At 71.9% G+C, this 25,065-nt stretch carries 28 protein-coding genes; 13 read left to right on the plus strand and 15 right to left on the minus strand.

What is annotated here, in order from left to right:
- Both ABD086_RS10085 and ABD086_RS10090 read left to right on the plus strand, forming a co-directional pair.
- On the plus strand, positions 1-1,010 hold a 1,010-nt coding region (locus tag ABD086_RS10085), incomplete at its 5' end, for an HNH endonuclease signature motif containing protein (RefSeq protein ID WP_343907387.1).
- A 37-nt stretch (positions 1,011-1,047) separates the two neighbouring features.
- Positions 1,048-1,314, plus strand: a complete 267-nt coding sequence (locus tag ABD086_RS10090; protein WP_343907388.1) for a hypothetical protein — start codon at positions 1,048-1,050, stop codon at positions 1,312-1,314.
- A gap of 15 nt (positions 1,315-1,329) precedes the next feature.
- Here the strand turns inward: ABD086_RS10090 and ABD086_RS10095 are convergent, their stop codons facing one another.
- The 3 genes from ABD086_RS10095 to ABD086_RS10105 are packed head-to-tail and all read right to left on the minus strand — an operon-like array spanning position 1,330 to position 3,607.
- Positions 1,330-2,271 carry an esterase/lipase family protein gene (locus tag ABD086_RS10095; RefSeq protein WP_343907389.1) on the minus strand — a complete coding sequence of 314 codons (942 nt, stop codon included), beginning with the start codon at positions 2,269-2,271 and terminating at the stop codon, positions 1,330-1,332.
- Positions 2,272-2,323: 52 nt separating this feature from the next.
- Entirely contained in the window at positions 2,324-2,818 is a 495-nt protein-coding gene (locus tag ABD086_RS10100; RefSeq protein ID WP_343907390.1) for a mismatch-specific DNA-glycosylase, read from the minus strand.
- Positions 2,819-2,830: 12 nt separating this feature from the next.
- Positions 2,831-3,607: an SDR family NAD(P)-dependent oxidoreductase gene (locus ABD086_RS10105; RefSeq protein ID WP_343907391.1), complete on the minus strand. Its 777-nt coding sequence runs from the start codon at positions 3,605-3,607 to the stop codon at positions 2,831-2,833.
- 107 nt (positions 3,608-3,714) lie between these two features.
- Here ABD086_RS10105 and hsaA point away from each other — a divergent pair, with 107 nt between their 5' ends.
- The 4 genes from hsaA to ABD086_RS10125 all read left to right on the plus strand — a co-directional run bounded on the left by hsaA (position 3,715) and on the right by ABD086_RS10125 (position 7,392).
- Positions 3,715-4,881, plus strand: coding sequence for a 3-hydroxy-9,10-secoandrosta-1,3,5(10)-triene-9,17-dione monooxygenase oxygenase subunit (gene hsaA, locus ABD086_RS10110; protein WP_343907392.1), 1,167 nt, complete (start codon positions 3,715-3,717; stop codon positions 4,879-4,881).
- Positions 4,882-5,787 carry a 4,5:9,10-diseco-3-hydroxy-5,9,17-trioxoandrosta-1(10),2-diene-4-oate hydrolase gene (gene hsaD / locus ABD086_RS10115; protein ID WP_343907393.1) on the plus strand — a complete coding sequence of 302 codons (906 nt, stop codon included), beginning with the start codon at positions 4,882-4,884 and terminating at the stop codon, positions 5,785-5,787. It begins immediately after the preceding gene.
- Entirely contained in the window at positions 5,784-6,686 is a 903-nt protein-coding gene (gene hsaC, locus ABD086_RS10120; protein WP_343907394.1) for an iron-dependent extradiol dioxygenase HsaC, read from the plus strand. The genes hsaD and hsaC overlap by 4 nt, the downstream gene beginning before the upstream one ends.
- A 94-nt stretch (positions 6,687-6,780) precedes the next feature.
- Complete coding sequence (locus ABD086_RS10125; RefSeq protein WP_343907395.1) at positions 6,781-7,392, plus strand: flavin reductase family protein; 612 nt, start codon at positions 6,781-6,783, stop codon at positions 7,390-7,392.
- A gap of 147 nt (positions 7,393-7,539) precedes the next feature.
- Here ABD086_RS10125 and ABD086_RS10130 read toward each other — a convergent pair whose 3' ends face one another.
- The 6 genes from ABD086_RS10130 to ABD086_RS10155 form a co-directional block, all read right to left on the minus strand.
- Complete coding sequence (locus ABD086_RS10130; RefSeq protein ID WP_343907396.1) at positions 7,540-7,707, minus strand: hypothetical protein; 168 nt, start codon at positions 7,705-7,707, stop codon at positions 7,540-7,542.
- 132 nt (positions 7,708-7,839) lie between these two features.
- Complete coding sequence (locus tag ABD086_RS10135; protein ID WP_343907397.1) at positions 7,840-8,229, minus strand: cupin domain-containing protein; 390 nt, start codon at positions 8,227-8,229, stop codon at positions 7,840-7,842.
- A 4-nt stretch (positions 8,230-8,233) separates the two neighbouring features.
- The gene (locus ABD086_RS10140) at positions 8,234-9,187 is read right to left on the minus strand and encodes an acyl-CoA dehydrogenase family protein (RefSeq protein ID WP_343907398.1); all 954 of its coding nucleotides are present in this window, start codon (positions 9,185-9,187) and stop codon (positions 8,234-8,236) included.
- Positions 9,187-10,017, minus strand: coding sequence for an acyl-CoA dehydrogenase family protein (locus tag ABD086_RS10145; RefSeq protein WP_343907399.1), 831 nt, complete (start codon positions 10,015-10,017; stop codon positions 9,187-9,189). Before ABD086_RS10145 ends, ABD086_RS10140 begins: the two co-directional genes overlap by 1 nt.
- Complete coding sequence (locus ABD086_RS10150) at positions 10,014-11,159, minus strand: acyl-CoA dehydrogenase family protein (RefSeq protein WP_343907400.1); 1,146 nt, start codon at positions 11,157-11,159, stop codon at positions 10,014-10,016. Before ABD086_RS10150 ends, ABD086_RS10145 begins: the two co-directional genes overlap by 4 nt.
- A complete protein-coding gene (locus tag ABD086_RS10155) occupies positions 11,160-12,605 on the minus strand; it encodes a FadD3 family acyl-CoA ligase (protein ID WP_343907401.1) in 1,446 nt (481 codons plus the stop codon).
- Between the two features lie 21 nt (positions 12,606-12,626).
- Between ABD086_RS10155 and ABD086_RS10160 the strand changes: the two genes are divergently transcribed.
- The 5 genes from ABD086_RS10160 to ABD086_RS10180 all read left to right on the plus strand — a co-directional run bounded on the left by ABD086_RS10160 (position 12,627) and on the right by ABD086_RS10180 (position 18,855).
- Positions 12,627-13,820 (plus strand): acyl-CoA dehydrogenase family protein, encoded by a 1,194-nt coding sequence (locus ABD086_RS10160; RefSeq protein WP_343907402.1) that lies wholly within the window; start codon positions 12,627-12,629, stop codon positions 13,818-13,820.
- Positions 13,817-14,599, plus strand: coding sequence for an SDR family oxidoreductase (locus tag ABD086_RS10165; RefSeq protein ID WP_343907403.1), 783 nt, complete (start codon positions 13,817-13,819; stop codon positions 14,597-14,599). Before ABD086_RS10160 ends, ABD086_RS10165 begins: the two co-directional genes overlap by 4 nt.
- Entirely contained in the window at positions 14,592-15,179 is a 588-nt protein-coding gene (locus ABD086_RS10170; protein WP_343907404.1) for a TetR/AcrR family transcriptional regulator, read from the plus strand. Before ABD086_RS10165 ends, ABD086_RS10170 begins: the two co-directional genes overlap by 8 nt.
- Positions 15,176-16,339, plus strand: a complete 1,164-nt coding sequence (locus ABD086_RS10175) for an acetyl-CoA C-acetyltransferase (protein WP_343907405.1) — start codon at positions 15,176-15,178, stop codon at positions 16,337-16,339. Before ABD086_RS10170 ends, ABD086_RS10175 begins: the two co-directional genes overlap by 4 nt.
- A gap of 326 nt (positions 16,340-16,665) precedes the next feature.
- Positions 16,666-18,855, plus strand: coding sequence for a M4 family metallopeptidase (locus ABD086_RS10180; RefSeq protein WP_343907406.1), 2,190 nt, complete (start codon positions 16,666-16,668; stop codon positions 18,853-18,855).
- Between the two features lie 54 nt (positions 18,856-18,909).
- Here the strand turns inward: ABD086_RS10180 and ABD086_RS10185 are convergent, their stop codons facing one another.
- Positions 18,910-19,281: a hypothetical protein gene (locus tag ABD086_RS10185; protein ID WP_343907407.1), complete on the minus strand. Its 372-nt coding sequence runs from the start codon at positions 19,279-19,281 to the stop codon at positions 18,910-18,912.
- 54 nt (positions 19,282-19,335) lie between these two features.
- Positions 19,336-19,794, minus strand: coding sequence for a hypothetical protein (locus tag ABD086_RS10190; RefSeq protein ID WP_343907408.1), 459 nt, complete (start codon positions 19,792-19,794; stop codon positions 19,336-19,338).
- A 70-nt stretch (positions 19,795-19,864) separates the two neighbouring features.
- Between ABD086_RS10190 and ABD086_RS10195 the strand changes: the two genes are divergently transcribed.
- A complete protein-coding gene (locus ABD086_RS10195; RefSeq protein ID WP_343907409.1) occupies positions 19,865-20,851 on the plus strand; it encodes a GNAT family N-acetyltransferase in 987 nt (328 codons plus the stop codon).
- Positions 20,852-20,903: 52 nt separating this feature from the next.
- Positions 20,904-21,575, plus strand: a complete 672-nt coding sequence (locus ABD086_RS10200) for a sulfotransferase family protein (protein WP_343907410.1) — start codon at positions 20,904-20,906, stop codon at positions 21,573-21,575.
- Here ABD086_RS10200 and ABD086_RS10205 read toward each other — a convergent pair.
- From ABD086_RS10205 to ABD086_RS10220, 4 genes are read right to left on the minus strand one after another with little or no spacing between them, the layout of a single operon-like run.
- The gene (locus tag ABD086_RS10205; protein WP_343907411.1) at positions 21,542-22,645 is read right to left on the minus strand and encodes an NAD(P)H-dependent flavin oxidoreductase; all 1,104 of its coding nucleotides are present in this window, start codon (positions 22,643-22,645) and stop codon (positions 21,542-21,544) included. The genes ABD086_RS10200 and ABD086_RS10205 overlap by 34 nt on opposite strands.
- On the minus strand, positions 22,642-23,397 hold the full coding sequence (locus tag ABD086_RS10210; RefSeq protein WP_343907412.1) for a CoA-transferase subunit beta: 756 nt from the start codon (positions 23,395-23,397) through the stop codon (positions 22,642-22,644). Before ABD086_RS10210 ends, ABD086_RS10205 begins: the two co-directional genes overlap by 4 nt.
- Complete coding sequence (locus tag ABD086_RS10215) at positions 23,394-24,287, minus strand: CoA transferase subunit A (RefSeq protein ID WP_343907413.1); 894 nt, start codon at positions 24,285-24,287, stop codon at positions 23,394-23,396. Before ABD086_RS10215 ends, ABD086_RS10210 begins: the two co-directional genes overlap by 4 nt.
- Positions 24,284-25,039 carry an enoyl-CoA hydratase family protein gene (locus ABD086_RS10220; protein WP_343907414.1) on the minus strand — a complete coding sequence of 252 codons (756 nt, stop codon included), beginning with the start codon at positions 25,037-25,039 and terminating at the stop codon, positions 24,284-24,286. Before ABD086_RS10220 ends, ABD086_RS10215 begins: the two co-directional genes overlap by 4 nt.
- Positions 25,040-25,065: the final 26 nt, after the last annotated feature.

Consider the following 25,065-nt stretch of genomic DNA (forward strand, 5'->3'; position numbering starts at 1 on the left):
GCCGCCGCGACCGCGGCGAGTGCCGCCGCCGGCTGCGGCTCGGCCGGGCCCTGGCCCAGCATCCGGCCGTCGGGGGCGCGCTGCGGGCCGGCGGCGTCAACGTCGCGCAGGCCGAGGTGGTGGTCCGCGCCGTGGACGCGCTCCCGGCCGAGGTGGACGACCAGACCCGGGTGGCGGCCGAGGAGCGGCTGGTGACCGAGGCCGGCCGGTTCGGGCCCCGGCAGCTGCGGATCCTGGGCCGCCGGGTCCTCGAGGTCGTCGCCCCCCAGGTCGCCGAGGACATCGAGGGACGGCTGCTGGCCCAGGAGGAGGCCCACGCCGCGGACAACGTGTTCGTCCGGGTCCGGCGCCGCGGCGACGGCACCACCGACCTGCACATCCGCACCGACCACGCCACCGCGGACCGGTTCCTGGCCTACCTGCACGCCTACACCGCACCCCGCCACGAAAGCGCCCAGGGCGCCAGGCGGGAGAGTGCCGGGCCGGTCGAGGACCGCCGCCCCTACGACCAGCGCCTCGGGGCCGCGTTCGCCGCGTTCCTCGAAGCGATCGACCCGCAGCGGCTGCCGCTGCACGGCGGCGACGCCACCACCGTGATCATCACCGTCGGCCTCGACCAGCTCCGCAACCAGCTCGGCGTCGCCCACCTGGCCGACGAGCCCATCACCGCCGCCCAGGCCCGCCGGCTGGCCTGCACCGCCTCGATCCTGCCCGCGGTCCTCGACGGGAAGAGCACCGTCCTCGACCTCGGCCGCGCCCGGCGGCTGTTCTCACCCGCCCAACGCAAAGCCCTCGCCGTGCGCTACCCGGTCTGTGCCGCCGACGGCTGCGACATCCCCGCCCCCTGGTGCGAAGCCCACCACGCCGGCCACCCCTGGGCCCACGGCGGCCACACCGACCTCGCCGACGGCGTCCTGCTCTGCTCCTTCCACCACCACCGCGCCCACGACACCCGCCACCGCACCGACCGGATGCCCGACGGCAGCGTCCGCTTCACCAGGCGGACGTGAGGAGCAGTCGATCGACGGGCGAGGCACGATCCGACCCATGCTCAGTGACAAGCCTGGCCCACGAGCTCGGGCGCGCAGCCGGCTCGGCCCGGTCGCGATCGCGGTGGCCGTCTGCGCAGTGCTGCCGGGATGCACCGCGGCCGACGAGACCGATGGCGACTGCGTGGGCCGCGTGAGGCTCGACGGCGTGCTGTACGAGCCCAGGTACGACGTGACGCTCGCGCCAGCTGCGGTCGGCGGGCCGCTGGGACGTGCGGACCGGGTCGCCGTTCGGCATGGCCGCCTGCCCTACGACAGGCGCTGACGTCCGAGGAGTGACTCAGCGCGCGTACGCCGGCAGCGGCGGCTCCTGGTCGACCCAGCGGGTCGGGTCGGCGAGACCGGTGGCGAAGCGCGCTACGGCCTGGAGGAACACCGGCGACCCGGCGAGGTCGCCGTGCGGGATGAACGTCTGCGAGCAGGTGTCGGCGGGGAGCCGCGCGGGATCCGCCGGACCGCGGTGGGTGAGCGCGTCGAGCGCGAGAGCGTAGGCGACCGGGTCGCCGAGGATCACCCCGTGCTCCGAGGGATCCGGGGCGCACACGTCCTGGAGCAGGATGTTCGTCGCGCCGTCGAGCTGGCTCGCGGCCGGCTGCGGCCGGACGATCTCGTCGTACCGTGAGGCGATCGAGGTCACCGCGACGCCGGCCGGCAGGGGAGCGGCGCGCAACGCGGCGACCGTGTTCGCCCCCTGACGCAGCTGCCAGGCGAGCGGGGCGCAGCGGCCGGGAGCGCACAGCTCGTTGCCGAGCGCGGTGCCGCCGAACGGCCCGGCCAGGCTGACCACGTCGGTCACCCGGCCGGCGAGGCCGGGCCAGTACTTCACCGCCCAGACCGGCAGGGCGCCGCCCTGGCTGTGCCCGACGACGGCGATCGGCCCGCCGGCGCGCCGCGCTGCGGTGCGGATCGCCGCGACGACGTACGGTGCGGCCTCGGTGAAGCTGCCCAGCGCGTGGTCCGGCAGCTCGACCGTGCAGGTGGCGAAGCCGTCGGCCCGCAGCGCGGGCTCGTAGCTCCACGACCAGGTCTCGTCGGGGGTCGAGCCGGTGCCGGCGACCAGCAGCACGACACCCCGGGCGGCTCGCAGCTCAGCTCGCGGCGGGCAGCTCGTCGCCGCCCGCAGGTCCGGCCCGCCCGGGGCCGACGCGGGGGCGGGTTGGGGAGCGAGGCCGACGGTGAGGCCGAGAACGAGCGTGAGCGCGGCGAGGGCGAGTCGGTGCACGGGCCTTCAACGACGCCCGGGCGCCCGGGTGACGACACCTGGGCGCGCGCGGTCAGCGGGCGAGCGCCGCCAGGTCGCGCCACCACGAGAGCCGGTTCGGCCGGCCGTCGTAGTCCTTGCGCTGGTTGGCGCCGCTGACGCCGGGGAGGACGAAGACCTGGGCCGGGCCGAGGTACCAGTCGGCCGGTCCGAGCCCGGGACGGCGGACGCCGAGGGCTCGAGCCGCCTCGTGGGCGACGGCCTTGCTGGTGAACGCCAGCCAGTCCGGCTGCCACCGCTCGAGCTTCTCGACCAGCGCGTCGATCTCCACCCAGCGCGGGTCCCAGTGGCCGACCAGGTCGGTGAGCCCGAGGCCGAGGTCGGCGACCAGGCGGTCCTCGTCCGGCCGGAGCCGCCGGGGGGAGAGGCCGCTGCGGTGCAGCGACTCCCAGAAGCTGTTGCCGGGCGTCTCGTAGTAGTGGTCGCGGAGCTTGGTGCTCTCCGCGCCCGCCAGTCCGCAGAAGACGATGACCGGCTCGGGCGCGACGATGTCGGGCAGGACCTCCACCTGGACAGCGTGTCAGCCGCCCGGTGAGATCGAGATCCCGCCGTCGACGGTGAGCATGGACCCGGTGACGTAGCGGGCGTCGTCCGAGCACAGCCAGGCGACCGCCTCGGCGATCTCCTCGGGGTCGGCGCGCCGGCGCAGCGGCACCATGCCCTCGATCATCGCCACGTTCTCGGGCGTGGCGCCGCCGATCGACTCCAGCACGCCGTCGTGCATGGGCGTCACCACGAAGCCGGGCCGGATCGAGTTCACCCGGATGCCGCGGTCCGCGTTCTCCAGCGCCGCGACCTGGGTGAGCATGTCGAGGCCGGCCTTGCTGGTGCAGTACAGCGCAGCGCCGCGCTCGGGCAGCGTGGCGTTCGCGGAGCTGACGTTCACGACCGCCGCGCCGTCGGCCATGGCGGCGAGCTCGTGCTTGAGGCACAGGAAGGCGCCGCGCAGGTTGGTGCCCATCGTCAGGTCGAAGTCCGCGGCGGTCAGGTCCGTGATCGCGCCCTCGGGGCCGACGATCGCGGCGTTGTTGCAGGCCAGGTCGAGCCCGCCGAAGGCCGCCACGGTCGCGTCGACCAGTCGCTCCACGTCCGCCTCGACGCTCACGTCCGTGGGTACGGCGAGCGCCTCGCCGCCCGCGTCGCGCACCAGCCGGGCGGTCTCCTCGAGGGCGTCGGCGCGCCGTCCGGCGACGGCGACGCGCGCGCCGTACCGGGCCAGGACCACCGCGACGGCGCGGCCGATCCCGGAGCCGGCGCCGGTGACGAGGGCGGATCGGCCGGTCAGATCGATGGTCACCGTCCGAGGCTAGCCAAGGGTCACGCCGGCCGTGGGCGATCCGCCTGGTCCAAAACGAGAACGTGTTCTAGTATTGCTGACTGTCCGTACACGTGACAGGAGATGCGATGTCCCAGGCTGTTCTCGACGGCGTCCGTGACCTGCTTCCCGGGATCCGGGAGCGGGCCGACGAGGCCGAGCGACTTCGCGTGGTTCCCGAGGCCTCGATCAAGGAGCTGGAGGAGGTCGGGTTCTTCCGGCTGCTCCAGCCGCGCCGCTTCGACGGCTACGAGGCCGACCCCGTCGACTTCTACACCGCCGTCCGCGACATCGCGAGCGCGTGCGGCTCGACCGGCTGGGTGTCCAGCGTGGTCGGCGTGCACCCCTGGCAGGTCGCGCTGTTCGCCGACGAGGCGCAGCAGGCCGTGTGGGGTGCCGACACGACGACCCGGCTGAGCTCGTCGTACGCCCCGACCGGCAAGGCGGTGCTGACCGACGGCGGCTACACGCTGTCCGGCAAGTGGAGCTTCTCGTCCGGCTGCGACCACTGCGGCTGGGTGCTGCTCGGCGGCCTGGTGTTCAACGGGGAGGGCAACGTCGTCGACTTCAAGACGTTCATGGTGCCCCGGGAGAGCTACACGATCGTCGACGTCTGGAACGTCGTCGGGCTGGCCGGGACGGGCTCGAACGACATCGTGGTCGAGGACGTGTTCGTGCCCGAGGCGTTCACGCTGTCGATGAGCGACACCGGCCGCTGCTACGGTCCCGGTCAGGAGCAGAACACCTCCGACCTCTACAAGCTGCCGTTCCACTCGATCTTCACCGGCACCATCACCACGCCGATCATCGGCATGGCGATGGGCGCGTACGCCGAGCACGTCGAGATGCAGCAGAAGCGCGTGCGCGCGGCGTACCTCGGCGAGAAGGCCTCCCTGGACCCGTTCGCCGCGGTGCGGATCGCGAAGGCGTCCTCGGAGATCGACGCCGCCTGGGCGCTGCTGGTCAACAACATCCGCGAGGAGCAGGCCTGCATCGTGCGCGGCGAGAAGATCCCGCTCCAGCTGCGGCTCAAGGTCCGCCGCGACCAGGTGCTCGGCACCCAGCGCGCGATCGACGCCATCGACTCGCTCTTCGAGGCGTCCGGCGGCCGCGCGCTCGCGACCGGCAGCTACCTGCAGCGGGCCTGGCGGGACGCGCACGCGGGCCGGGTGCACGCCGCCAACGACCCCGAGCGGGCGCTGCAGATGTACGGCGCCCACGAGTTCGGGCACAAGATCGACCCGGGGATGTACTGAGTGACGATCACCAAGGACTCCGTCCAGCGGTCCGCCAAGGCCAAGGACATCACCCTCACCTACTACGAGGCCGGCCCCTCGACGACAGAGGCGACCGACCCGGGCGGCGGACTGCCGCTCGTCATGCTGCACGGCGGTGGGCCGGGAGCATCGGCGTGGTCGAACTTCGGCAGTGCGCTGCCGAGGTTCGCCGCGTCGTTCCGGACCCTGCTCGTGGACCAGCCCGGCTTCGGCGGCTCCGACAAGCCGCCGGTCGTCGGCAACTACTACCGGCACGCGGCCGACCACGTGGTGGCGCTGCTCGACGAGCTCGGCATCGACCGCGTGCACCTGCTCGGCAACAGCCTGGGCGGCGGTACGGCGATGCGGCTGGCGCTCACCTACCCCGACCGCGTCGGCCGGCTGGTGCTGATGGGCCCGGGCGGGCTGTCGCTCAACCTGTTCCACGCCGACCCGACCGAGGGCGTGCAGCGGCTGATGGCGTTCGGCGCCGAGCCGACCCGCGAGAACCTCCGGGCCTTCATCTCGACGATGGTCGTCAACCAGGACCTGGTCACCGACGAGCTGGTCGAGGAGCGGTTCGCGGACGCGACCGCCCCCGGCGCTCAGGAGGCGATGCGCTCGATGGGCATGTCGTTCTGGAACCCGGAGACCGCCGAGGACGGCATGCTCTGGCGCGAGGCGCACCGCCTGCGCAAGCACACCCTGCTGACCTGGGGCCGCGAGGACCGGGTCAACCCGCTCGACGGCGCGTTCACCGCCCTCAAGCTGATCCCGAAGGCCCGGCTGCACGTGTTCCCCAACTGCGGGCACTGGGCGCAGATCGAGGCCGCCGACGAGTTCGCCGAGGTCGCCACGTCGTTCCTCGCGCGACACGTCGAGAAGAGCAGGGAGGAGCGCTCATGACCATCGACATCAAGTCCATGGGCTACGTCCGGGTGGCCAGCACCGACCTCGAGCAGTGGGAGACCTTCGCGGGCAAGGTGCTCGGCCTGGCCAAGGGCCGCGGCCCGCACCCGGACCACCAGTACTGGCGGATCGACGAGGTCTCCGCCCGGCTCGTCGTGTTCCCGTCCGACGTCGACCAGCTGTCCTGCGTCGGCTGGGAGGTGGCCGACCACCGGGCGCTGCAGGAGGCGCGCGAGCACCTGCAGAAGGCGGGGGTCGACTTCGAGGAGGGCAGCCGCGACGAGCTCGACGAGCGGCGCGTGCAGGAGCTGGTCCGGTTCACCGACCCGTTCGACAACGTCTTCGAGCTGTTCCACGGCATCACCTACGAGTCGCGGCCGCTGGTCACGCCGTACGCCGCGAGGTTCGTCACCGGCGACCAGGGCATGGGCCACATCGTGCTGCCGGTGACCGACGACGTGGAGGCCCTGCGGTTCTACGCCGACGTGCTCGGCTTCCGGCTCCGCGACTCGATGAGCATGCCGGGGGAGTTCGTCGGGAAGGAGCCGGGCTCGAAGGTCTGGCTGCGCTTCCTCGGCGTGAACCCGCGGCACCACTCGCTGGCGTTCCTCCCGATGCCCAACCCGGCCAAGTGCGTGCACATCATGCTCGAGGTCGACGAGCTCGACCACGTGGGCCGCGCCCTGGAGCGGGTGCGCAAGCACCAGGCGCCGCTGTCGGCCACGCTGGGCCGGCACATGAACGACGAGATGATCTCGTTCTACGTGAAGTCGCCCGGCGGCTTCGACGTCGAGTTCGGGACCGACGGGCTGACGGTGGACGACGCGCGCTGGGTGGCGCGGGAGTCGACGGCGGTGTCGTACTGGGGCCACGACTTCGGCGCCGGCGGCCAGTGAGCTTCGACGCAGTGAGACCATCGACCTCATGAGCTCGGAAGCCCGGCGCCCGGAACCCAGGCGTGAGATCCCCAGCTCCGAGGTACCGGAGGGGATGAACCCTGACGCGCGGGAGACCTGGCCGAGCCCGGAGCTGATCTCGTCGTGGCTCGGCGACCAGGACATCGACTTCGAGTTCCGTCCGGGTGAGGACGTCCCGGTCCACGACGACCCCGAGCACGTCGCCGCCGCACGCCGGTTCCGCGACGTGCTGGGCCGGTTCGCGTCGGGCGTCACGGTCGTGACCGGTACGTCGAACCACGAGCCGGTCGGCCTCACCTGCCAGTCGTTCTCGAGCGTCTCCCTCGAGCCGCCGCTGGTGGTGTTCATCCCGGCCAAGTCGTCGCGCGCCTGGCCGCTGATCCAGCGCTCCGGCAAGTTCTGCGTGAACTTCCTCGCGGCCGACCAGGCCGAGCTGTCGAACACGATGGCCAGTCGCGGCACCGACAAGTTCGCCGACGTGAAGTGGACGCCGTCGCCCGAGACCGGCTCGCCGATGCTCGAGGGCGCGCTCGCGCAGGTGGACTGCACGATCCACGCCGTACACGAGGCGGGCGACCACTACCTCGTGATCGGGCGGGTCGTCGACCTGATCACCGACGACGACGGCGAGCGGGACCCGCTGCTGTTCTACCGCGGCGAGTACCGGACGATCAACGCCCGCTGAGGTGCGCCCGTCTGATCCGGATGGGTCAGATCCGGATGCGCGACTGGTTCGCGGTCGAGGTCGGCCAGTCGTCGGCGGCGGTGTCGTCGGTGGTCTCGGTCTCGAAGGTCTCGTCCGCGGGCATGACCCCGACTTTACGAGGTGCGTTCAGACCGACGGCAGCCGGTCCCCGGCGTCCTTCGCGTAGCCGGTCCAGGTCGTCCGGCGCGGGTTCGCCACCGTGGTGGGGGCCGGCTCCTGACGATCCCCGACGCCGTCGAAGAGCGGCTCGAGGTGGAGGTCGAGGTCCGTCGGGTTGGACATGAAGGTCGTCATGTCCCGACGGTAGGAGTGACGGGTGTGACGGAGGAGAATTCCGCTGGAACTGCTGGCAACGGTCCAGAGCGATCGGTAACGAGTCGCCCACATCCGGTCAACAGAGCCGGAACAGCCCTTGACGCGCCCGTCTCAGTGCGGCGGCGGGGGCTGGTCGACGTTCACCGTCGGTACGCCGCCGCCCACCCGCGCGATGACCGCCAGCGAGGGCTCGCCGGCCGGGTTGCTCTCGCGGTGCACGGTCCAGGCCGGCACGTGCACGAAGTCGCCGGCGACGGCGTCCAGGTAGCCCTCGTGCCCCTCGAACTCGAAGCGCAGCACCCCACGCACGATGTAGAGGCTCGACTCGTTGCGGTCGTGGTGGTGCCAGCCGGACGTGACGCCGGGGGCGGTCTCGACCTGACCGGCCCACAGCAGCGGCAGCTCGAAGGCGCGCTGCCGGTCCATGCCCGGCGTCGGGTCGGCGCCGACGAGGTCGGCCGGACCGAGGACCCGCACGGGGCGGGGGAGCTCCAGACCCATGGGATCAGAGTGTCACAAGCGCCCGGTGCTCGCGGGACGACCCGAACAGCCGGCCGAGCGCGTGCGCGCGCTTGAAGACCAGGTGGGCGTCGTGCTCCCAGGTGATCGCGATGCCGCCGTGCAGCTGGATCGTCTCGCCGGCGATCGTCGACAGGGCGTCGCAGCAGTACGACTTCGCGACGTGGGCGAGCTGCTCGGCGTCCTCGGCGTGGGTGGCGACGGCGTACGACGCCGCCCAGGACGCCGAGCGGGACATCTCGGAAAGCACCAGCAGGTCGGCCATCCGGTGCTTCAGCGCCTGGAACGAGCCGATCGGCCGGCCGAACTGCACCCGCTCCCGCGAGTACGCGACGGTCATCTCCAGGGCGCGGGCCGCGAGCCCGGAGGCCAGCGCCGCGCAGCCGACGGCGCCGACGAGCCGGGCCCGCCCCCGCGCGGCCGGCCCGTCGCCGATCCGGGTCCTCGTGCCGCCGCTGACGGTGGCGAGCCGGATCGTCTGGTCCATGGTCGGCACCCAGGCGGTCTCGGGGCCCTCGACCTCGAACAGGCCGTCGTCGGTCACGGCCACCACGATCGAGGCGAGGTCGCCGTCCAGGGTGGGGCCGTCGCCGTCGACGAGCGCCGCGACCTCGCCCGCGGCGATGCGTGGGAGCAGCCGGGCCTTCGCGTCGTCGTCCGCGCCGGCGAGCAGCGCCTCGGCCGTGACGACCGAGCTCAACAGCGGGGAGGGTACGAGGTGGCGCCCGAGCTCTTCCAGGACCACGGACGTCTCGAAGGACGAGGCCCCGAAGCCGCCGTGCTCCTCGGGGATCGCCAGGGACGCCACCCCGATCTGCTCGCACAGCGTCCGCCAGAGCTCCGCGTCGTACCGCTCGACGCGGGGGTCCGCGCGCTTCGCGAGCAGCGACCGGACCGTCGCGGCCAGCTCCTGCTGCTCCTCCGACAGCGCGAACTCCATCAGCGCAGCCCTTCCAGCACCCGGGCGCGGTGGTACGCCGGCGTGCCCCACGCGGTGACCAGGGCGCGGACCTTGGTCAGCCAGATGCTGAGGTCGAGCTCCTGGCTGTAGCCGATCGCGCCGTGCACCTGCAGGCCCGTGCGGGCGGAGCCGTAGGCCGCGTCGCCTGCGGCCACCTTCGCCGCACTCGGGGTGATCTCCCCGAGGGCCGCGCCGTAGACCAGCGGCCGGGCGAAGTCGAGGGCGATCCGGACGTCGGCGAGCGCGTGCTTGATCGCCTGGTACGACCCGACCTCCCGGCCGAACTGCTTGCGCTGCTTCACGTAGGCCACGGAGTCGGTGAGGATCCGCTCGCCGGCGCCGAGCAGCTGGGCCGAGACGGCGAGGACGGCCCTGTCGAAGGCCACCTGGTCGACGTCGGCCCGGTCCGCGACCTCGAAGAGGTGTCGCGTGCGGTCGATCGAGGCGTGCGCGGCACCGAGGTCGGTGACATTGTCGGCGATGTCCGCGTCCAGGGCGTAGGGCACGTGCGGCGGGAGGGCGACCGTGTGGATCCCGTCCTCCGCTCCGACGTAGGCGACCGACTCGACCCACGGGCCGGGTACGGCGTGCCGGCCGAGCGCCTCGAACGCGAGGCACAGCTCCACCGGGGTGTCCTCGGTCGCGAGTGAGGTGACGCCCATGTCCGCGAGCCGCGACCAGAGCTCGAGGCCGGGTCCGTGGTCACCGTCCGCCCACGCCCGGGCGACCGCGACGGTGTCCGCCGACGCGAGCAGCGAGTCCAGGGCGGCGGCGAAGTCGCGCTGGTCGGCGTCGAGCTCGAACCTCATCCTCTCCCCTCCCGGGGAAGGCCGAGGATCCGCTCGGCCACGATGTTGCGCTGGATCTCGTTGGTGCCGGCGTAGATCGGCCCGGACAGCGCGAACGTGTAGCCGTCGAGCCAGCGCGACTCGACCTCTGCCTCCGGGCCGAGGATGTCGAGCGCGGTCTCGTGCAGCGCGATGTCGAGCTCGGACCAGAACACCTTGTTGACCGACCCGGCCGCGCCGACTCCGTCACTGGTGGGTCCGCCGTCCCGCAGCTTGGTGACCGTGCCCCACGTGTAGAGCCGGTAGGCCTGGGCCTTGATCCACGCGTCGACCACGGCGTCATCGAAGCCGCCACGCTCCCGGTGGAGGTCCACCAGCCGGTCCGCGGCCGCGCAGAACCGGCCGGGGGAGCGCAGCGACAGGCCGCGCTCGTTGCCGGCGGTCGACATCGCGACCCGCCAGCCGTCGCCCGGTGCGCCGAGCACGTCGGCGTCCGGCACGAAGACGTCCTCGAAGAACACCTCCGCGAAGCCGGCCTCGCCGTCCAGCTGCGCGATCGGGCGGACGGTCACGCCGTCGGCGTCGAGCGGGAACAGGAAGTAGGTGAGCCCGTGGTGGCGCTGCGCCTCCGGATCGGATCGGAACAGCCCGAACCCCCAGTGCGCGTACGTCGCGCGCGACGACCAGGTCTTCTGGCCGTTCAGCACCCAGCCTCCGCGCTCGTCGTCGCGGCGTGCGGTCGACCGGAGGGACGCGAGGTCGGAGCCGGCCTCGGGCTCCGACCAGCACTGCGCCCAGATCTGCTCGCCGGTGGCCATCGACGGCAGGAACCGGTCCTGCTGCTCCTTCGTGCCGTGCTCGAAGAGGATGGGGGAGAGCAGGAAGATGCCGTTCTGGCTCACGCGTCCGGGGCTGCCGGCGCGGTAGTACTCCTCCTCGAACAGCACCCACTCGACCAGCGACGCCCCGCGGCCGTGGTACTCCCGCGGCCAGGAGACGACCGACCAGCGGGCGTCGGCGAGCCGGCGCTCCCACTCCTGGTGGGCGGCGAAGCCCTCGGCGGTGTCCATCGACGGCAGCGGCTCCGGGGGGACGTTCGCGGCCAGCCAGGTGCGGGCTTCGTCGCGGAACGCGAGCTCGCTCTCGGAGAGGTCGAGATTCATCTACTTCCTCAGCTCGTTCTTCAGGACCTTGCCGGGCAGGTTCCGCGGCAGCGCGTCGACGAGCTCGACGTACCGCGGCACCTTGAAGTTCGCGAGTCGCTCCTTCGCGAAGGCGACGACGTCGTCGGGCTCCACCGTGCCCACGACGTAGGCCTTGCCGACCTCGCCCAGCCGCTCGTCGGGGACGCCGACGACCGCGACGTCGGCGACGCCGTCCATCCGGGCCAGCGCCTGCTCGACCTCGGCGGGGTAGACGTTGAAGCCGCCCGAGATGTACATGTCCTTGAGCCGGTCGGTGATTGCGAGGTTGCCGTCCTCGTCGAGGACGCCCACGTCGCCCGTGTGCAGCCAGCCGTCCGCGTCGATCGCCTCGGCGGTGGCCTCGGGGTCGTCGAGGTAGCCGAGCATGACGTACTCGCCGCGCACCAGGAGCTCGCCGTTCTCCTCCGCGATCCGGACCTCCATGCCGGGGATCGCGCGGCCGTTGGTGGTCGCGACCGTCTCGGCGGAGTCGCCCTCGCGGCACATCGTCACGACGACGGCCTCAGTCATCCCGAACGCCGTGACCACCTGGTCGATCTGCAGCTCGTCGCGCATCCGCTCGATCAGCACGACCGGTACGACGGCCGCACCGGTGACCGCGAGCCGCAGCGACGACAGGTCGCGCTCGGCTCGTCCCGGAGCGTTGAGCAGCGAGGTGAAGATCGTCGGCGCCCCGGGGAGCACGGTGATCCGCTCCTCCTCGATCAGGCGCATGGTCTCGTCGAGGTCGAAGGTCGCCATCGGGTACAGCGTCGCGCCGGTGAGCAGGCCGACGACGATGCCGATCTTGTAGCCGAACGAGTGGAAGAACGGGTTGACCACCAGGTAGCGGTCGTCCTGGCGGACGCCGCCGAGCTCCGCCCAGGCGCGCGCGACGCCGATCGTCTGGCGGTGCGCACTCATCGCGCCCTTGGACCGGCCGGTGGTGCCGGAGGTGAAGAGGATGTCGGCCACGTCGTCGGGCGAGAGGTCCGCGGGCGCCGCCGGCACCTCGTCCCTGGAGACGACGTCGTGGAGCGCGATGACCTGCTCGGACACACCGGCGTCGGCGAGCTCCCGGACCTGGTCGCGGCCCAGGAAGCCGTCGTGCACGACGACCACGCGGGCGGCGGTGCGCTCGACCACGTCCGCGACCTCGTGACCGACGTAGCGCGAGTTCACGGGCACGAGCACGCCGCCCGCGTACGAGACCGCGAGCGCGGCCACCGCCCAGTCGATGCTGTTCGGTCCCCACAGCACGACCCGGTCGCCGCGGTCCAGGTCGTACGCCGCGGCGGTGCTCTCCACCAGGCGCAGCAGCCCGGCGTACGACACGGTGCGACCACCCTCGACGTACGCCGGGTGGTCGCCGAACCGCTCCGCGGCGTCGCGGAGCAGGGCGGGCAGGGTCTCCAAACCAAGCATTTGCTTGGTAGGGTAGCACCTGTGGACCTGACCTACTCCGAGGCCGACCAGGCCTTCCGCGCCGAGGTGCGGGGCTGGCTCGAGGAGCACCTGACCGGCGAGTGGGCCGCGCTGCGCGGCCTCGGCGGTGCCGGTCGCGACCACGAGGCCCACGAGGAGCGGGTGGCCTGGAACCGGCTGCTCGCCGAGCACGGCTGGACCTGCGTCGGCTGGCCGGAGGAGTACGGCGGCCGCGGGCTGAGCCTGGTCCAGCAGGTGATCTTCCACGAGGAGTACGCCCGGGCGGACGCGCCGGTGCGGGTGAACCACCTGGGGGAGGAGCTGCTCGGCCCCACGCTCATGGCGTTCGGCACCGAGGAGCAGAAGGCGCGGTTCCTGCCGAAGATCGTGGCGGTCGAGGAGCTGTGGGCGCAGGGCTACTCCGAGCCGGACGCCGGCTCCGACCTGGCGAACGTGCAGACCCGGGCGCGGCTGGACGGCGACCACTGGGTGATCGACGGCCAGAAGGTGTGGACGTCCAACGCGCACGTCAGCCAGTGGGCGTTCGTCATCGCGCGCACCGAGCCCGGAAGCGAGCGGCACCGCGGGCTGTCGTTCCTGCTGGTCCCGCTCGACCAGGACGGCGTCGAGATCCGGCCGATCGAGCAGCTGACCGGCGGGTCGGAGTTCAACGAGGTCTTCTTCACCGGCGCCCGCACCGCGGCCGACCTGGTCGTCGGGGAGCCCGGCGAGGGCTGGCAGGTCGCGATGGCGCTGCTCGGCTTCGAGCGCGGCGTCTCGGTGCTCGCGCAGGTCGTCGGGTTCGCCCGCGAGCTCGACGGCGTCGTCGAGCTGGCCACGGGCAACGGCGCGATCGACGACCCGGTCCTCCGTGACCAGCTGGCCGCGCTGAGGGTCGAGCTGGAGGTGATGCGCTTCCAGGCGCTGCGCGGCCTCTCCTCCGAGGCGCCGGGCGGCGACTCGATCTTCAAGCTGGTCTGGGCGAACTGGCACAAGAAGCTGGGCGCGGCCGCCATGGACGTCCTCGGCCCCAGCGGGCTGGTCGCGGGTGCGCCGTACGAGCCGGATCGTTGGCAGCGGCTGTTCCTGTTCTCGCTCGCCGACACGATCTACGGCGGTAGCGACGAGGTCCAGCGCAACATCCTCGCCGAGCGCGTGCTCGGCCTTCCCCGCGAGCCGAAGGGAAGCCCGTCCGACAGAGAGGCACGCGGATGACCGCACCGCAGTACGTCCCTGGCCACGACCTGCTCGCGGGCAAGGTGGTCGCCGTGACCGCCGGCGCCGGGGCGGGCATCGGGGCGTCCGTCGTACGACGGGTGCTCGAGGAGGGCGCGAAGGCCGTGGTCTTCGGCGACACCCACGAGCGCCGGCTCGCGGAGGCCGAGGAGACGCTGGCCGCCGAGTTCGGCGCGGAGCGGGTCCGTCAGGTGGTCTGCGACGTGACCGACGAGGCGCAGGTGGCGGCGTTCCTCGACCTCGCCGACGAGCTGGGCGGCGCGGACGTGCTGATCAACAACGCCGGCCTCGGCGGGACCGCGAGCATCCTGGAGATGACCGACGAGCAGTGGTCGAAGGTCCTCGACGTCACCCTGACCGGCACCTTCCGCTGCATCCGGGCGGCCGGGCAGCGGATGGTCGCGGCGGGCCGGGCCGGCGTGATCGTCAACAACGCCTCGGTGGTCGGCTGGCGGGCGCAGGAAGGTCAGGCGCACTACGCCGCCGCGAAGGCCGGCGTGATGGCGCTGACGCGCAGTGCCGCCATGGACCTGGCGCCGCACGGCATCCGGGTGAACGCGGTGTCGCCCAGCCTGGCGATGCACCCGTTCCTCGCCAAGGTCACCTCCGACGAGCTGCTCGAGGAGCTGACGAACCGCGAGGCCTTCAAGCGCGCGGCGGAGCCGTGGGAGGTCGCGAACGTGATGGTGTTCCTGGCGAGCGACTACTCGTCGTACCTGACCGGTGAGGTCGTGAGCGTGAGCAGCCAGCATGCCTGACCGGGCCCCCGCCGACCGGCGCGGCGAGCTGCTGGCGATCGCGGCCCGGCTGTTCGCCGACAAGGGCTTCAAGAACACCACGGTCCGCGACATCGCCGACGCCGCCGGGATCCTGTCCGGCAGCCTCTACCACCACTTCGACTCCAAGGAGTCGATGGTCGACGAGATCCTGCGGACCTTCCAGGAGGAGCTCTTCGGGCAGTACGACGAGATCCTCGCCAGCGACGCCGACCCGCTCGCGAAGCTGGAGCAGGCGGTCCTGGTCTCCTTCGACGCCATCGACCAGCACCACGACGAGGTCGCGATCTTCCAGAACGAGGCGGCGTACCTGCTGACCTTCGACCGGTTCTCCTACCTCGCGGACCGGAACCGGCAGTCCCGCGAGGTCTGGCTGACGCTGCTGCGCAACGGCATCGACGCGGGCGTCCTGCGCGACGACCTCGACGTCGAGCTCACCTACCGGTTCATCCGCGACACCGTCTGGGTGGCCGTCTCCTGGTACCGCCCCGGCGGCCGGCGGACGCACACCGAGATCGCGAAGCAGTACCTCTCGATACTGCTGGAAGGGATCCACTCATGAGCGAGGCCTACATCGTCGACGCCGTGCGCACCCCCGTCGGGAAGCGCGGTGGTGCGCTGGCCGGCGTGCACTCGGCCGACCTGGCGGCGCACACGATCGCGGCCCTGGTCCGGCGTACCGGCGTCGACCCGGGAGCCGTCGACGACGTGATCCTCGGCTGCTGCGACACCATCGGCTCGCAGGCCGGCGACGTCGCGCGGACGGCCTGGCTGGTCGCCGGCCTGCCCGACCACGTGCCGGGGGTGACGATCGACCGGCAGTGCGGCTCGTCCCAGCAGGCGGTGCACTTCGCCGCCCAGGGCGTGCTGTCCGGCACCCAGGACCTCGTGATCGCCGGGGGAGTCCAGAACATGAGCGCGATCCCGATCTCGGCCGCGATGCTGGTCGGTCAGCAGTACGGCTTCTCGACGCCGTTCGCCGAGTCGCCGGGCTGGCGGGAGCGGTACGGCGACCAGGAGGTGAGCCAGTTCCGCAGCGCGGAGCTGATCGCCGAGAGGTGGGACATCTCCCGGGAGGAGATGGAGGCGTTCGCACTCGCCTCGCACGACCGGGCGCGGACCGCGATCGCGGAGGGGCGGTTCGAGAACGAGATCGAGCCGGTGGTCCTGCCCGACGGGCAGGGCTTCGACACCGACCAGTGCCCGCGCGAGACCTCGATGGAGAAGATGGCCGGCCTCGAGCCCCTGGCTCCGGGCGGCCGGATCACCGCCGCCGTCGCCTCGCAGATCTGCGACGCGTCGAGCGCGATGCTGGTCGCGTCGGAGACCGCGGTGCGCGAGCACGGCCTGACGCCGCGGGCCCGCGTCCACCACCTCTCGGTGCGCGGCGACGACCCGGTCTGGATGCTCACCGGTCCGATCCGCGCGACCAAGCACGCCCTCGACCGGACGGGGCTGGCGATCGAGGACATCGACCTCTTCGAGTGCAACGAGGCGTTCGCGTCGGTCGTGATCGCGTGGATGCGCGAGACCGGCGCCCCGCACGAGAAGGTCAACGTCAACGGCGGCGGCATCGCGCTCGGCCACCCGATCGGCGCGACCGGGACCCGGCTGATGACCACGCTGCTCAACGAGCTCGAGCGCACCGGCGGCCGCTACGGCCTGCAGACCATGTGCGAGGGCGGGGGCCAGGCCAACGTGACGATCATCGAGCGGCTCTGACTTCGACCCGATCCGGTCCTAACCGGTGATCTGCGGAAACGGTCCGCTTCTGCACGTCTTCGCACTGCACATTTCCGCAGGTCCGTGCCGTTGACGCGACGATCTCGCCGGGGCGAGAGTTCGCGAGGTTCGTGTCTCGGGACGGTACACCACGACCCTCCTTGGTCCGAGCCATCTCATCGGGGGCTCCACCACGAGCCCGTACCCAAGGAGTGTCAGTGAAACGACTCGTCGCGGGGGGCTTCACAGCAGCCCTCGTCTCGGCGTTGGCAGTGGTATCGGTGCCGGTCGGCGCCGACGCAGCAGCCACGAAGAGTGCTCCAGCAGTGAAGTCCGTCCATCCGCACGGCTCGGCGAAGAAGCAGGCCGCCGACACGGCCCGCAAGCTCGTCGCCTCGCCCCCGGTGGTCCTGAAGGCGTCGGCACACGACGCGTTCCGGCCGCGCCCCGTGGTCTCCTCCCACGGCATCCAGTACGTGCCCTACGACCGCACCTACCGCGGCCTGCCCGTCGTCGGCGGCGACTTCGTGGTCGTCACCGACGCCGCCGGACGGCTGCTGAACACCAGCGTCGCCCAGAGCAGGCCGGTGGCGCTCGCCACCGTCACTCCGACGGTGTCGAAGGCGGCCGCCCGGCACACGGCGCTGCGCCAGGTCCGGCAGGGCCGGTACGACGGCGCCTCCCGCCTGGTCGTGCTGCAGCGGGCGGCGTCGAAGCTGGCGTGGGAGACCACCGTCGTCGGGTCGCGCAACGGCGAGGCGTCGCGTCTCAGCGTCTACGTGGACGCTCTCTCCGGACGGGTGCTGGACCGCGTCGAGCACGTCCTCGAGGGCACCGGCAACGGCGCCTGGGAGGGCACCGTCACGATCCCGACGTCCGGCTCGGGCACGTCGTACTCGATGACCAACCCGAACGCCACCACGATGAAGTGCCAGAACGCGACCGGGAACGCGACGTTCACCGGCACCGACGACGTGTGGGGCAACGGCGACGCGACCAACCGGGAGACCGGCTGCGTGGACGCCTTCTACAGCGCCGAGAAGGAGCGCCAGATGCTGTCCGGCTGGCTCGGCCGCAGCGGCATGGACGGCTCGGGCGGCTGGGTGCCGATCCGCGTCGGCCTCGCGGACGTCAACGCCTACTACGACGGCACCCAGGTGCAGATCGGTCACACGCAGACCGGCAGCAAGTGGATCGGCTCGATCGACGTCGTCGCGCACGAGTTCGGTCACGGTGTGGACGACCACACCCCGGGCGGCATCTCGGGGAACGGCACCCAGGAGTTCGTCGCCGACACGTTCGGCGCCGCGACCGAGTGGTACGCCAACAACCCGGCCGACGTGCCCGACTACACCGTCGGTGAGGAGGTCGACCTGGTCGGCAACGGCCCGATCCGGTACATGTACAACCCGTCCCTGGCCGGCGACTCGAACTGCTACACCTCGTCGACGCCGACCGACGAGGTCCACGCCGCGGCCGGCCCCGGCAACCACTGGTTCTACCTGCTCGCCGAGGGCACCAACCCGACGGACGGCCAGCCGACCAGCCCGACCTGCAACAGCACGTCGATCACCGGCATCGGCATCCAGAAGGCCATCACCATCATGTACAACGCGATGCTGATGAAGACCTCGACCTCGTCGTACCTGAAGTACCGCACCTGGACCCTCACCGCGGCCAAGAACCTGTACGGCACCACCACCTGCACGGAGTTCAACGCGGTCAAGGCCGCGTGGAACGCCGTCTCCGTGCCGGCGCAGACCGGTGACCCGACCTGCACGCCCAGCTCCGGCGGCGTCACGGTGGCCAACCCGGGCAGCAAGTCCGGCACGGTCGGCACGGCGATCTCGTCGTTCACGGTGACCGCCTCGGGCGGCTCCTCGCCGTACACCTGGTCCGCGACCGGCCTCCCGCCGGGCGTCACCATCGGCGCGTCCACGGGCACCGTCTCGGGCACCCCCACCACGGCCGGCACCTACACGGCCACGGTCACCGCGAAGGACTCCACGAACGCGACCGGCTCGGCCACGTTCACCTTCACGGTCTCCGGCAGCGGTGGTGGCTCCTGCTCGGGCCAGAAGCTGCTCAACCCGGGCTTCGAGTCCGGCGCGACCTCCTGGACCGCCAGCACCGGCGTGATCACGTCCGACGCCGGCCAGCCGGCGCACGCCGGCACCTGGAAGGCCTGGCTGGACGGGTACGGCACCACCCACACCGACACGCTCAGCCAGTCGGTGACGATCCCGGCCGGGTGCAGCGCGACGCTGTCGTTCTACCTGCACGTGGACACGGCGGAGACGACCACGTCGACGGCGTACGACAAGCTCACCGTGAAGGCGGGCTCGACCACGCTGGCGACGTACTCCAACCTCAACGCGGCGTCGGGCTACGTCCTGAAGTCGTTCAACGTGTCGTCGCTGGCGGGCCAGACGGTCTCGATCAGCTTCTCCGGCGCGGAGGACAGCTCGCTGCAGACCAGCTTCGTCGTCGACGACACGGCGCTGACGCTGAGCTGATCAACCCGCAGTAGGTGGTCGGCCTCGTCCTCCGCGCAGAGCTCAGCCCAGAGCTCAGCGCAGCACGAGGACGAGGCCGACCACACCGGGAAGCACGCCGAGCAGCAGCCACGGCGAGGCGAACTTCTTCTGGTGGATCGCGCGGAAGACGGCGATCGACATGACGCCGAAGGCCGCGGCGATGACGTTGAGGCCGATCCGGGCGCTCGGGCGGTCCTCGTCGATGTAGAGCGAGGCGATCACGATGCCGATCGACATGTGGATGATCGTGGTGAAGGCCAGCGCGGACAGCACCCACTTCTGCACCGGCTCGAGGTGCATCGGTCCGGAGTCGCCGGCCTTCCGCACCTCGCGGCGCGGGTTGTTCGGGTCCATCAGGTGCCGGGGTCGCTTCTTCGGCTTCTGGGTGGACTGCTGGTCGGACACGTCCTCATTGTCCCGCGCGGCCTTCCGCGCCGGTGAGCGGCCCCCCAGGTACACCTAGGCGGGGACCGGGGCCTGCCGCCGCGCGAAGACCAGCGACGAGAGCAGCACGACGTACGCGGCGATCGCCGCGAGCGCGCAGCCGATCGTGATGGTGTAGCTGAGGTCCAGCAGGCCGCGGCTCCGGCCGAAGACCTGGGTCAGCAGCGAGACCTCGCTGTCCTCGGTGTCGCCGAAGTCGGGGCAGAAGGCGCCGAACAGGAAGAGCGACAGCCAGGTGAGCAGTTGGGCCCACGCCTGGAACCGCGTGAGCGCCCGCGGGCGGCCGGGTTGGGTGTAGGCGAGGACCGTCGTGAGGACGAGCGCGACGAGCACCACCGGGACCACGGAGAACAGGAAGACCAGGAAGAACCAGCCCCCCACGCCGAACACGATCCGCCCCACCCAGACCCACCCGACCAGCAGCAGGTTGACGGGGATCATCCAGAGGAGGACGGCGCGTCCCAGCGTGCTCACGACCCGCAATCTAGGGGCGCTGCGCGAAAACCGAGGTGCGGCGCGCGGGCTCGAGGACCATCCTCGTGGCATGGAGATCACCGAGGTCGCCTGGTCCGACGAGGACGGCGTACGCAGGTTCGCGGCCGTCGAGGAGGCCGTGCGCGCCGTCGACGAGCCGTGGAGCCACCCGATCCTCGCCACCCAGACCGCCGGGCACCTGCGGCACGGCTGGGACGGCGAGCCCGCCGTCGCGTTCCTCGTCTCCGCGGACGGCGCCGACGTGGCGGCGGCGCGGTACGAGACCTCGTCGTACGACAACCAGCACCTCGCCTGGCTGGGGATCGACGTCCACCCCGAGCACCGGCGCCGCGGCCACGGGGACGCCGTGCTGGCCCACCTCCTCGAGCGAGCCCGCGACGAGGGCCGCACGTCGGTCGGCGGCAACAGCTGGGACGCGCCCGCGCCGCGGACCTGGGCGCCGCGGCACGGCTTCGAGTGCAAGGCCGTCGAGGTGAACCGGCGGCAGCACCTCGCCAACGTGGACCGCGCCGAGGTGGACCGGCTGCACGCGGACGCGCTGGCCCACGCCGCCGGCTACGAGCTGGTCCGCCGGACCGGCGCGACCCCGGCCGACGAGCTGCCCGCCCTCGCCGAGATGACGGCCGCGATCAACGACGCGCCGACCGACGACCTCGACATCGAGGACGAGGTGTTCCCGCCGGAGCGGGTGGCGGCGTACGAGACGGCCCAGCTCGGCAAGGGCGACCGCCTGTTCCGCGTCTACGCCCGGCACCGGGAGACCGGCCAGCTGGCGGGCCAGACCGTGGTCGCGGTCGAGGGGCTGCGGCCGCACGTCGCCCACCAGCACGACACCTCGGTCGTGCGGGCGCACCGGGGCCACCGCCTCGGCGTGCTCCTCAAGACCGAGATGCTGCGCTGGCTGGCCGAGGAGCAGCCGCAGATCGAGTCGATCGACACGTGGAACGCCGAGTCCAACGACCACATGATCGGCGTCAACCGGGCCCTCGGCTACGAGATCATCGGGCGCGCGCTGGCCTGGCAGCGGCCGCTGTAGCCCCCAACCGTTAGGCTGCCGCAGGTCCGCCGGATCTGCGACAGGGGTGCTGATGATCGGGCTCCCGGCCCACGGCTTCGTGCTGCTGTCCATGCCGAAGTGCGCGTCGACCTCGCTGGTGCAGGCCCTCCAGGGCCGGGCCGAGCTGGTGCTGCGGAGCAACCCGCGGCTCAAGCACATGAACTGCCGGTCGTTCCACGCGCTGATCGTGCCGGTGCTCAACAACGGCGGCTACCAGCGCGACGACTACGAGCTGATCTCGCTGTTCCGGGAGCCGGTCGCGTGGGTCGAGTCGTGGTGGCGCTACCGCCAGCGGCCGGCGCTGGCGCGCGAGGACCCGTCCAAGTACACCGGCGAGATCTCGTTCGAGGAGTTCGTGGGGCGGTACGTCGACAACGACCCGCGCCCCGGGACGCTGCGCGGCCGGCCGGCGAAGTTCGTCTCGCTCAGCGACCGCCTCGACATCGGCGTGGACCGGCTGTTCGCGCTCGAGCAGCCCGAGGTGTGGAAGCGCTGGATCGGCGAGAAGGTCGGCGGGGACCTCGACGTGCAGGTCGACAACCGGTCGTCGGTCCGCACTGAGCCCGAGCTGAGCCGCACGATGCGGGCGCGGCTCGACGAGTTCTTCCGGCCCGAGCTGGAGATCTACGAGCGGCTCCGGCCCACGGGGGAGTGGGCGCCGCCGCGCGGCTACGTGCCCGGCGCGTCCCCGGTCAGCACGTAGGACGCCGCCCGCCGCAGCTCGCCGGCGGCGCGGGTGACGACGCGGTCGACGAGCTCCTCACAGGTCGGCAGGTCGTCGATCACGCCCACCACCTGGCCGCTGGCCAGCACGCCGGCAGACGTGTCGCCCTCGACCAGCCCCGCCTTGAGCATCGTGGGGGTGTTCGCGGCGAGCGCCATCTGGCCCAGGCTCCGGCCCTGCGCCTTCCGCATCGCCCGGCCGTCCTTGAGCAGCGCCGCCCAGGACATGCCGGAGTCCCTCTTGAACTCCAGCGTGCGCCGCATCGTCGGGCCCATCCGGCGCAGCGCGCTGGTGCCCTCGAGCTCCTCGACCAGCTCGGTGCGGAGCATCCGGTGCGGCATGCCGTCCACCTTGGCAGTCACGACGGTGTCGGTGAGGCCGCGCTCGAGGTACAGCCGCTTGACCGCGTCGGGCACCGCCGAGTCCGTGGTGAGCAGGAACCGGGTGCCCATGCCGATCCCCGCGGCGCCGTACGACAGCGCGGCCGCGAGGCCGCGGCCGTCGAAGAAGCCACCCGCCGCGATGACCGGGATGTCGCTCCCGGCGTCCCGGAGGGCGTCGAGCACCGTCGGCAGCAGGAGCGTGGTGGGGACCGGCCCGGTGTGGCCGCCGCCCTCGCCGCCTTGCACCATCACCGCGTCGGCGCCCCAGGAGGCGACCTTGACCGCGTGCTTGGCCGCGCCGATCGACGGCATCACCACGATGTCGTGCTCCTTGAGCCGCGCGATCAGCTCCGGCTTCGGGGCGAGCGCGAACGACGCGACCTTCACGCCGTGCTCGATCAGCAGCTCGCACCGCGCGGGTGCGTCCGCGGCGTCCGCGCGGAGGTTGACGCCGAACGGCTGGTCGGTGCGGTTCTTCACCTCGACGATCGCCTTCTCGAGCTCCTCGAACGTCATGGTGGCGCTGGCCAGGATGCCGAGGCCGCCGGCGGCGGCGGTGCCGCTGACCAGGCGCGGGCCCGACACCCAGCCCATGCCGGTCTGCACGACGGGGTGGCGGACGCCGACCAGGTCGGTGAACGGCGTGCGGATCAGCTGCTCAATCATCTCGGGACCTCCTTGAACCGAAGACCCTTCGGGTCCAGCACCTCGCGGATGAGCACCAGCTCCTCCGTGGTCGGCTCGCGGGTCGTGGGGACGTCGGCCGGGACGTCGAGCTCGAAGCCGGTCGCCTCCCGCACCTCGTCGGCGGTCACGCCCGGGTGCACGCTCAGCAGCCGCAGGGTGTCGTCGGGCCCGTTGACGTCGAAGACCGCGAGGTTGCTGACGATCCGGTGGATGTCGTGGTAGCGCGCGGCCGCCGGCCCCGCCTCCTTCGCGCGCTTCGGTCCGACCCCGGACACGATGTCGACGCGCTCGACGAAGACCCGGGGGGAGTGCTTCGGCACCCAGTACGACGTGCGGTTGTTGACCGTGTTGCCGGGCGCGCCACGGCTCCCGAGCAGCTGGCGCTTCGGCTGCTTCCAGTCGCCGATCGCCGAGATGTTCTGGTTACCGTGCCGGTCGACCTGGGTCGCGCCCATCATCACGTGCCGCTTGCCGTAGGCGACCACGTCGAAGACCCTGCGGAAGGGGATCCAGCCCTCGACCACGTCCCCCAACGCGTTCAGCGGCGGGACGCCGGCGAGGAACAGCGACTCCCCGTCCGAGATCACCAGGTCCGGGTTGCTCGTCAGCTTCGCGAGCCGGACACCCAGCATGGGCAGCATTCCCATCGGGCTGGCGAAGATCTCGCCGTCGTCCCGGAACGCGTCCGCGATCGCGGCGGCGCAGACGTCCGCCCTCGTGGCGTCGCTCATGCCTGCTCCTCCCCGAAGGCCGCCACGGCGGCCTGGTAGGCGGCCTCGTCGCCGGCCAGGAACCGGTCGTGGAACGCCGCCCACTCCTCGTCGGTCCCGGAGGCGGCCGCGGCGTACGCCCGCTGGAACCTCTCGTCGCGCTCGTAGTCCGGCGTGCAGGTGGTGAAGTGCGCGCCGTGGGGCGTCTCGACCACGCCGGTGACCATCATCCGGCTGAGCAGCAGCCGCTGGACCGGGGTGTCGACCGTGAGGCCGGCGGTGTCCACCACCTGCTCGACGCTGACGTAGCACCGGTCGGCGGCCATCGCGAACAGGTCGTCGAAGTACGGGTCCGGCCCGAGGTACGTCGCGTTGCCGTGCCGGTCGGCGCGGTTCAGGTGGACGAGTGCCACGTCGAGGTTCAGGGCCGGCACGGCGACCAGCTCCTCGTGCTGGTCGTCGGGGCCGGCGTACGGGCTGGTGACGGTCCTGATCCCGGGCTGGTTCACGAGGACGTCCGAGCCGAGCCCGGCGCGCATCGGGAGGAACGGCAGCCGCTGGGCCGCGGCCCGGAGCCCGGTCTGGAACATGCCCTCGTCGAGCTCGACCAGCTCGGGGATCGTGCCTTCCTGACGAGCCTTCTGGAAGTTCGGCTCCAGCGGCACGGAGTCGAGCGAGACGAACGCGAAGACCAGCTTGCGGATCTTCCCCGCGCGGGCCAGGAGGCCGACATCCGCGCCGCCCCAGCTGACGATCGTCAGGTCCTTCAGGTCCGAGCGCAGGATCGCGCGGACCAGCGCCATCGGCTTGCGGCGCGGCCCCCAGCCGCCGATGCCGATCGTCATCCCGTCCTTCAGGTCGCCGACGACCTCGTCGATCGTCATCCGCTTGTCGCGTGGTCCCTTGCTCACTTGGTGGCCTTGTCCGTTCCCGCGAAGTCATCGCGCAGCTCGTCGCTCACCCCGGCGAGGTTGAGCTCGAACGTGAACCCCTGCTCGAACCGGTAGCTCTTGTTGACGTCGATGGGGTCGATCCCGTTGAGCGCCTCCTTCGCGGCGCGAATCACCCGGGTGTCCTTGGCCGCGATCTCGCCGGCGACCTTCAGCGCCGCGTCGTCCAGCTGGTCGCGCGGGACCACCTCGAGCACGGAGCCGAACTGCACGAGGTCGGCCGCCTTGATGGTGCGTGCGGTGAAGTAGAGGGTGCGCATCAGGTGCTGCGGCACGAGGCGAGCCATGTGCGTCGCGGCGCCGAGCGCGCCCTGGTTGACCTCGGGCACGCCGAAGTACGCGTCGTCGCTCGCCACGATGCAGTCCGCGTTGCCGACCAGCCCGACGCCGCCGCCGAGGCAGAAGCCGTGGACGGCCGCGACGACGGGGACCGCGCACTCGTAGACGGCCTTGAAGGCCGCGTAGCAGCCGCGGTTCGCGCCGATCAGGGCCTCGAACCCGCTGGTGTGCTGCATCTCCTTGATGTCGACACCGGCGTTGAAGCCGCGGCCCTCGGCGCGCAGCACGACGACCTTCGTGTCCCGGTCGCGGCCCGCCTCGTCGAGCGCGGCGGCGACGTCGTACCACCCCTGGACGGTGAGCGCGTTCACCGGCGGCGCGGCCATGGTGACGACCCGGATCCCGTCCGGCCTCAGCTGGCTGGTGATTGTCATGTGGCTCCTCATGGGTCTCGACCCGC

Origin of the sequence: Nocardioides aquiterrae, from assembly GCF_039526625.1 — a bacterium.
Classification (GTDB): Bacteria; Actinomycetota; Actinomycetes; order Propionibacteriales; family Nocardioidaceae; genus Nocardioides; species Nocardioides aquiterrae.

Excerpts from the sequence above, each read along its gene's own strand:
- ABD086_RS10205 (WP_343907411.1), bottom strand. The coding sequence starts at position 22,645 with ATGATTGAGCAGCTGATCCGCACGCCGTTCACCGACCTGGTCGGCGTC.
- ABD086_RS10090 (WP_343907388.1), top strand. The coding sequence starts at position 1,048 with ATGCTCAGTGACAAGCCTGGCCCACGAGCTCGGGCGCGCAGCCGGCTC.
- ABD086_RS10145 (WP_343907399.1), bottom strand. The coding sequence starts at position 10,017 with ATGAGGTTCGAGCTCGACGCCGACCAGCGCGACTTCGCCGCCGCCCTG.
- hsaA (WP_343907392.1), top strand. The coding sequence starts at position 3,715 with ATGTCCCAGGCTGTTCTCGACGGCGTCCGTGACCTGCTTCCCGGGATC.
- ABD086_RS10200 (WP_343907410.1), top strand. The coding sequence starts at position 20,904 with ATGATCGGGCTCCCGGCCCACGGCTTCGTGCTGCTGTCCATGCCGAAG.
- ABD086_RS10150 (WP_343907400.1), bottom strand. The coding sequence starts at position 11,159 with ATGAATCTCGACCTCTCCGAGAGCGAGCTCGCGTTCCGCGACGAAGCC.
- ABD086_RS10220 (WP_343907414.1), bottom strand. The coding sequence starts at position 25,039 with ATGACAATCACCAGCCAGCTGAGGCCGGACGGGATCCGGGTCGTCACC.
- ABD086_RS10125 (WP_343907395.1), top strand. The coding sequence starts at position 6,781 with ATGAACCCTGACGCGCGGGAGACCTGGCCGAGCCCGGAGCTGATCTCG.
- hsaC (WP_343907394.1), top strand. The coding sequence starts at position 5,784 with ATGACCATCGACATCAAGTCCATGGGCTACGTCCGGGTGGCCAGCACC.
- ABD086_RS10155 (WP_343907401.1), bottom strand. The coding sequence starts at position 12,605 with ATGCTTGGTTTGGAGACCCTGCCCGCCCTGCTCCGCGACGCCGCGGAG.
- ABD086_RS10210 (WP_343907412.1), bottom strand. The coding sequence starts at position 23,397 with ATGAGCGACGCCACGAGGGCGGACGTCTGCGCCGCCGCGATCGCGGAC.
- ABD086_RS10135 (WP_343907397.1), bottom strand. The coding sequence starts at position 8,229 with ATGGGTCTGGAGCTCCCCCGCCCCGTGCGGGTCCTCGGTCCGGCCGAC.
- ABD086_RS10170 (WP_343907404.1), top strand. The coding sequence starts at position 14,592 with ATGCCTGACCGGGCCCCCGCCGACCGGCGCGGCGAGCTGCTGGCGATC.
- ABD086_RS10130 (WP_343907396.1), bottom strand. The coding sequence starts at position 7,707 with ATGACGACCTTCATGTCCAACCCGACGGACCTCGACCTCCACCTCGAG.
- ABD086_RS10165 (WP_343907403.1), top strand. The coding sequence starts at position 13,817 with ATGACCGCACCGCAGTACGTCCCTGGCCACGACCTGCTCGCGGGCAAG.
- ABD086_RS10175 (WP_343907405.1), top strand. The coding sequence starts at position 15,176 with ATGAGCGAGGCCTACATCGTCGACGCCGTGCGCACCCCCGTCGGGAAG.
- ABD086_RS10195 (WP_343907409.1), top strand. The coding sequence starts at position 19,865 with ATGGAGATCACCGAGGTCGCCTGGTCCGACGAGGACGGCGTACGCAGG.
- ABD086_RS10140 (WP_343907398.1), bottom strand. The coding sequence starts at position 9,187 with ATGGAGTTCGCGCTGTCGGAGGAGCAGCAGGAGCTGGCCGCGACGGTC.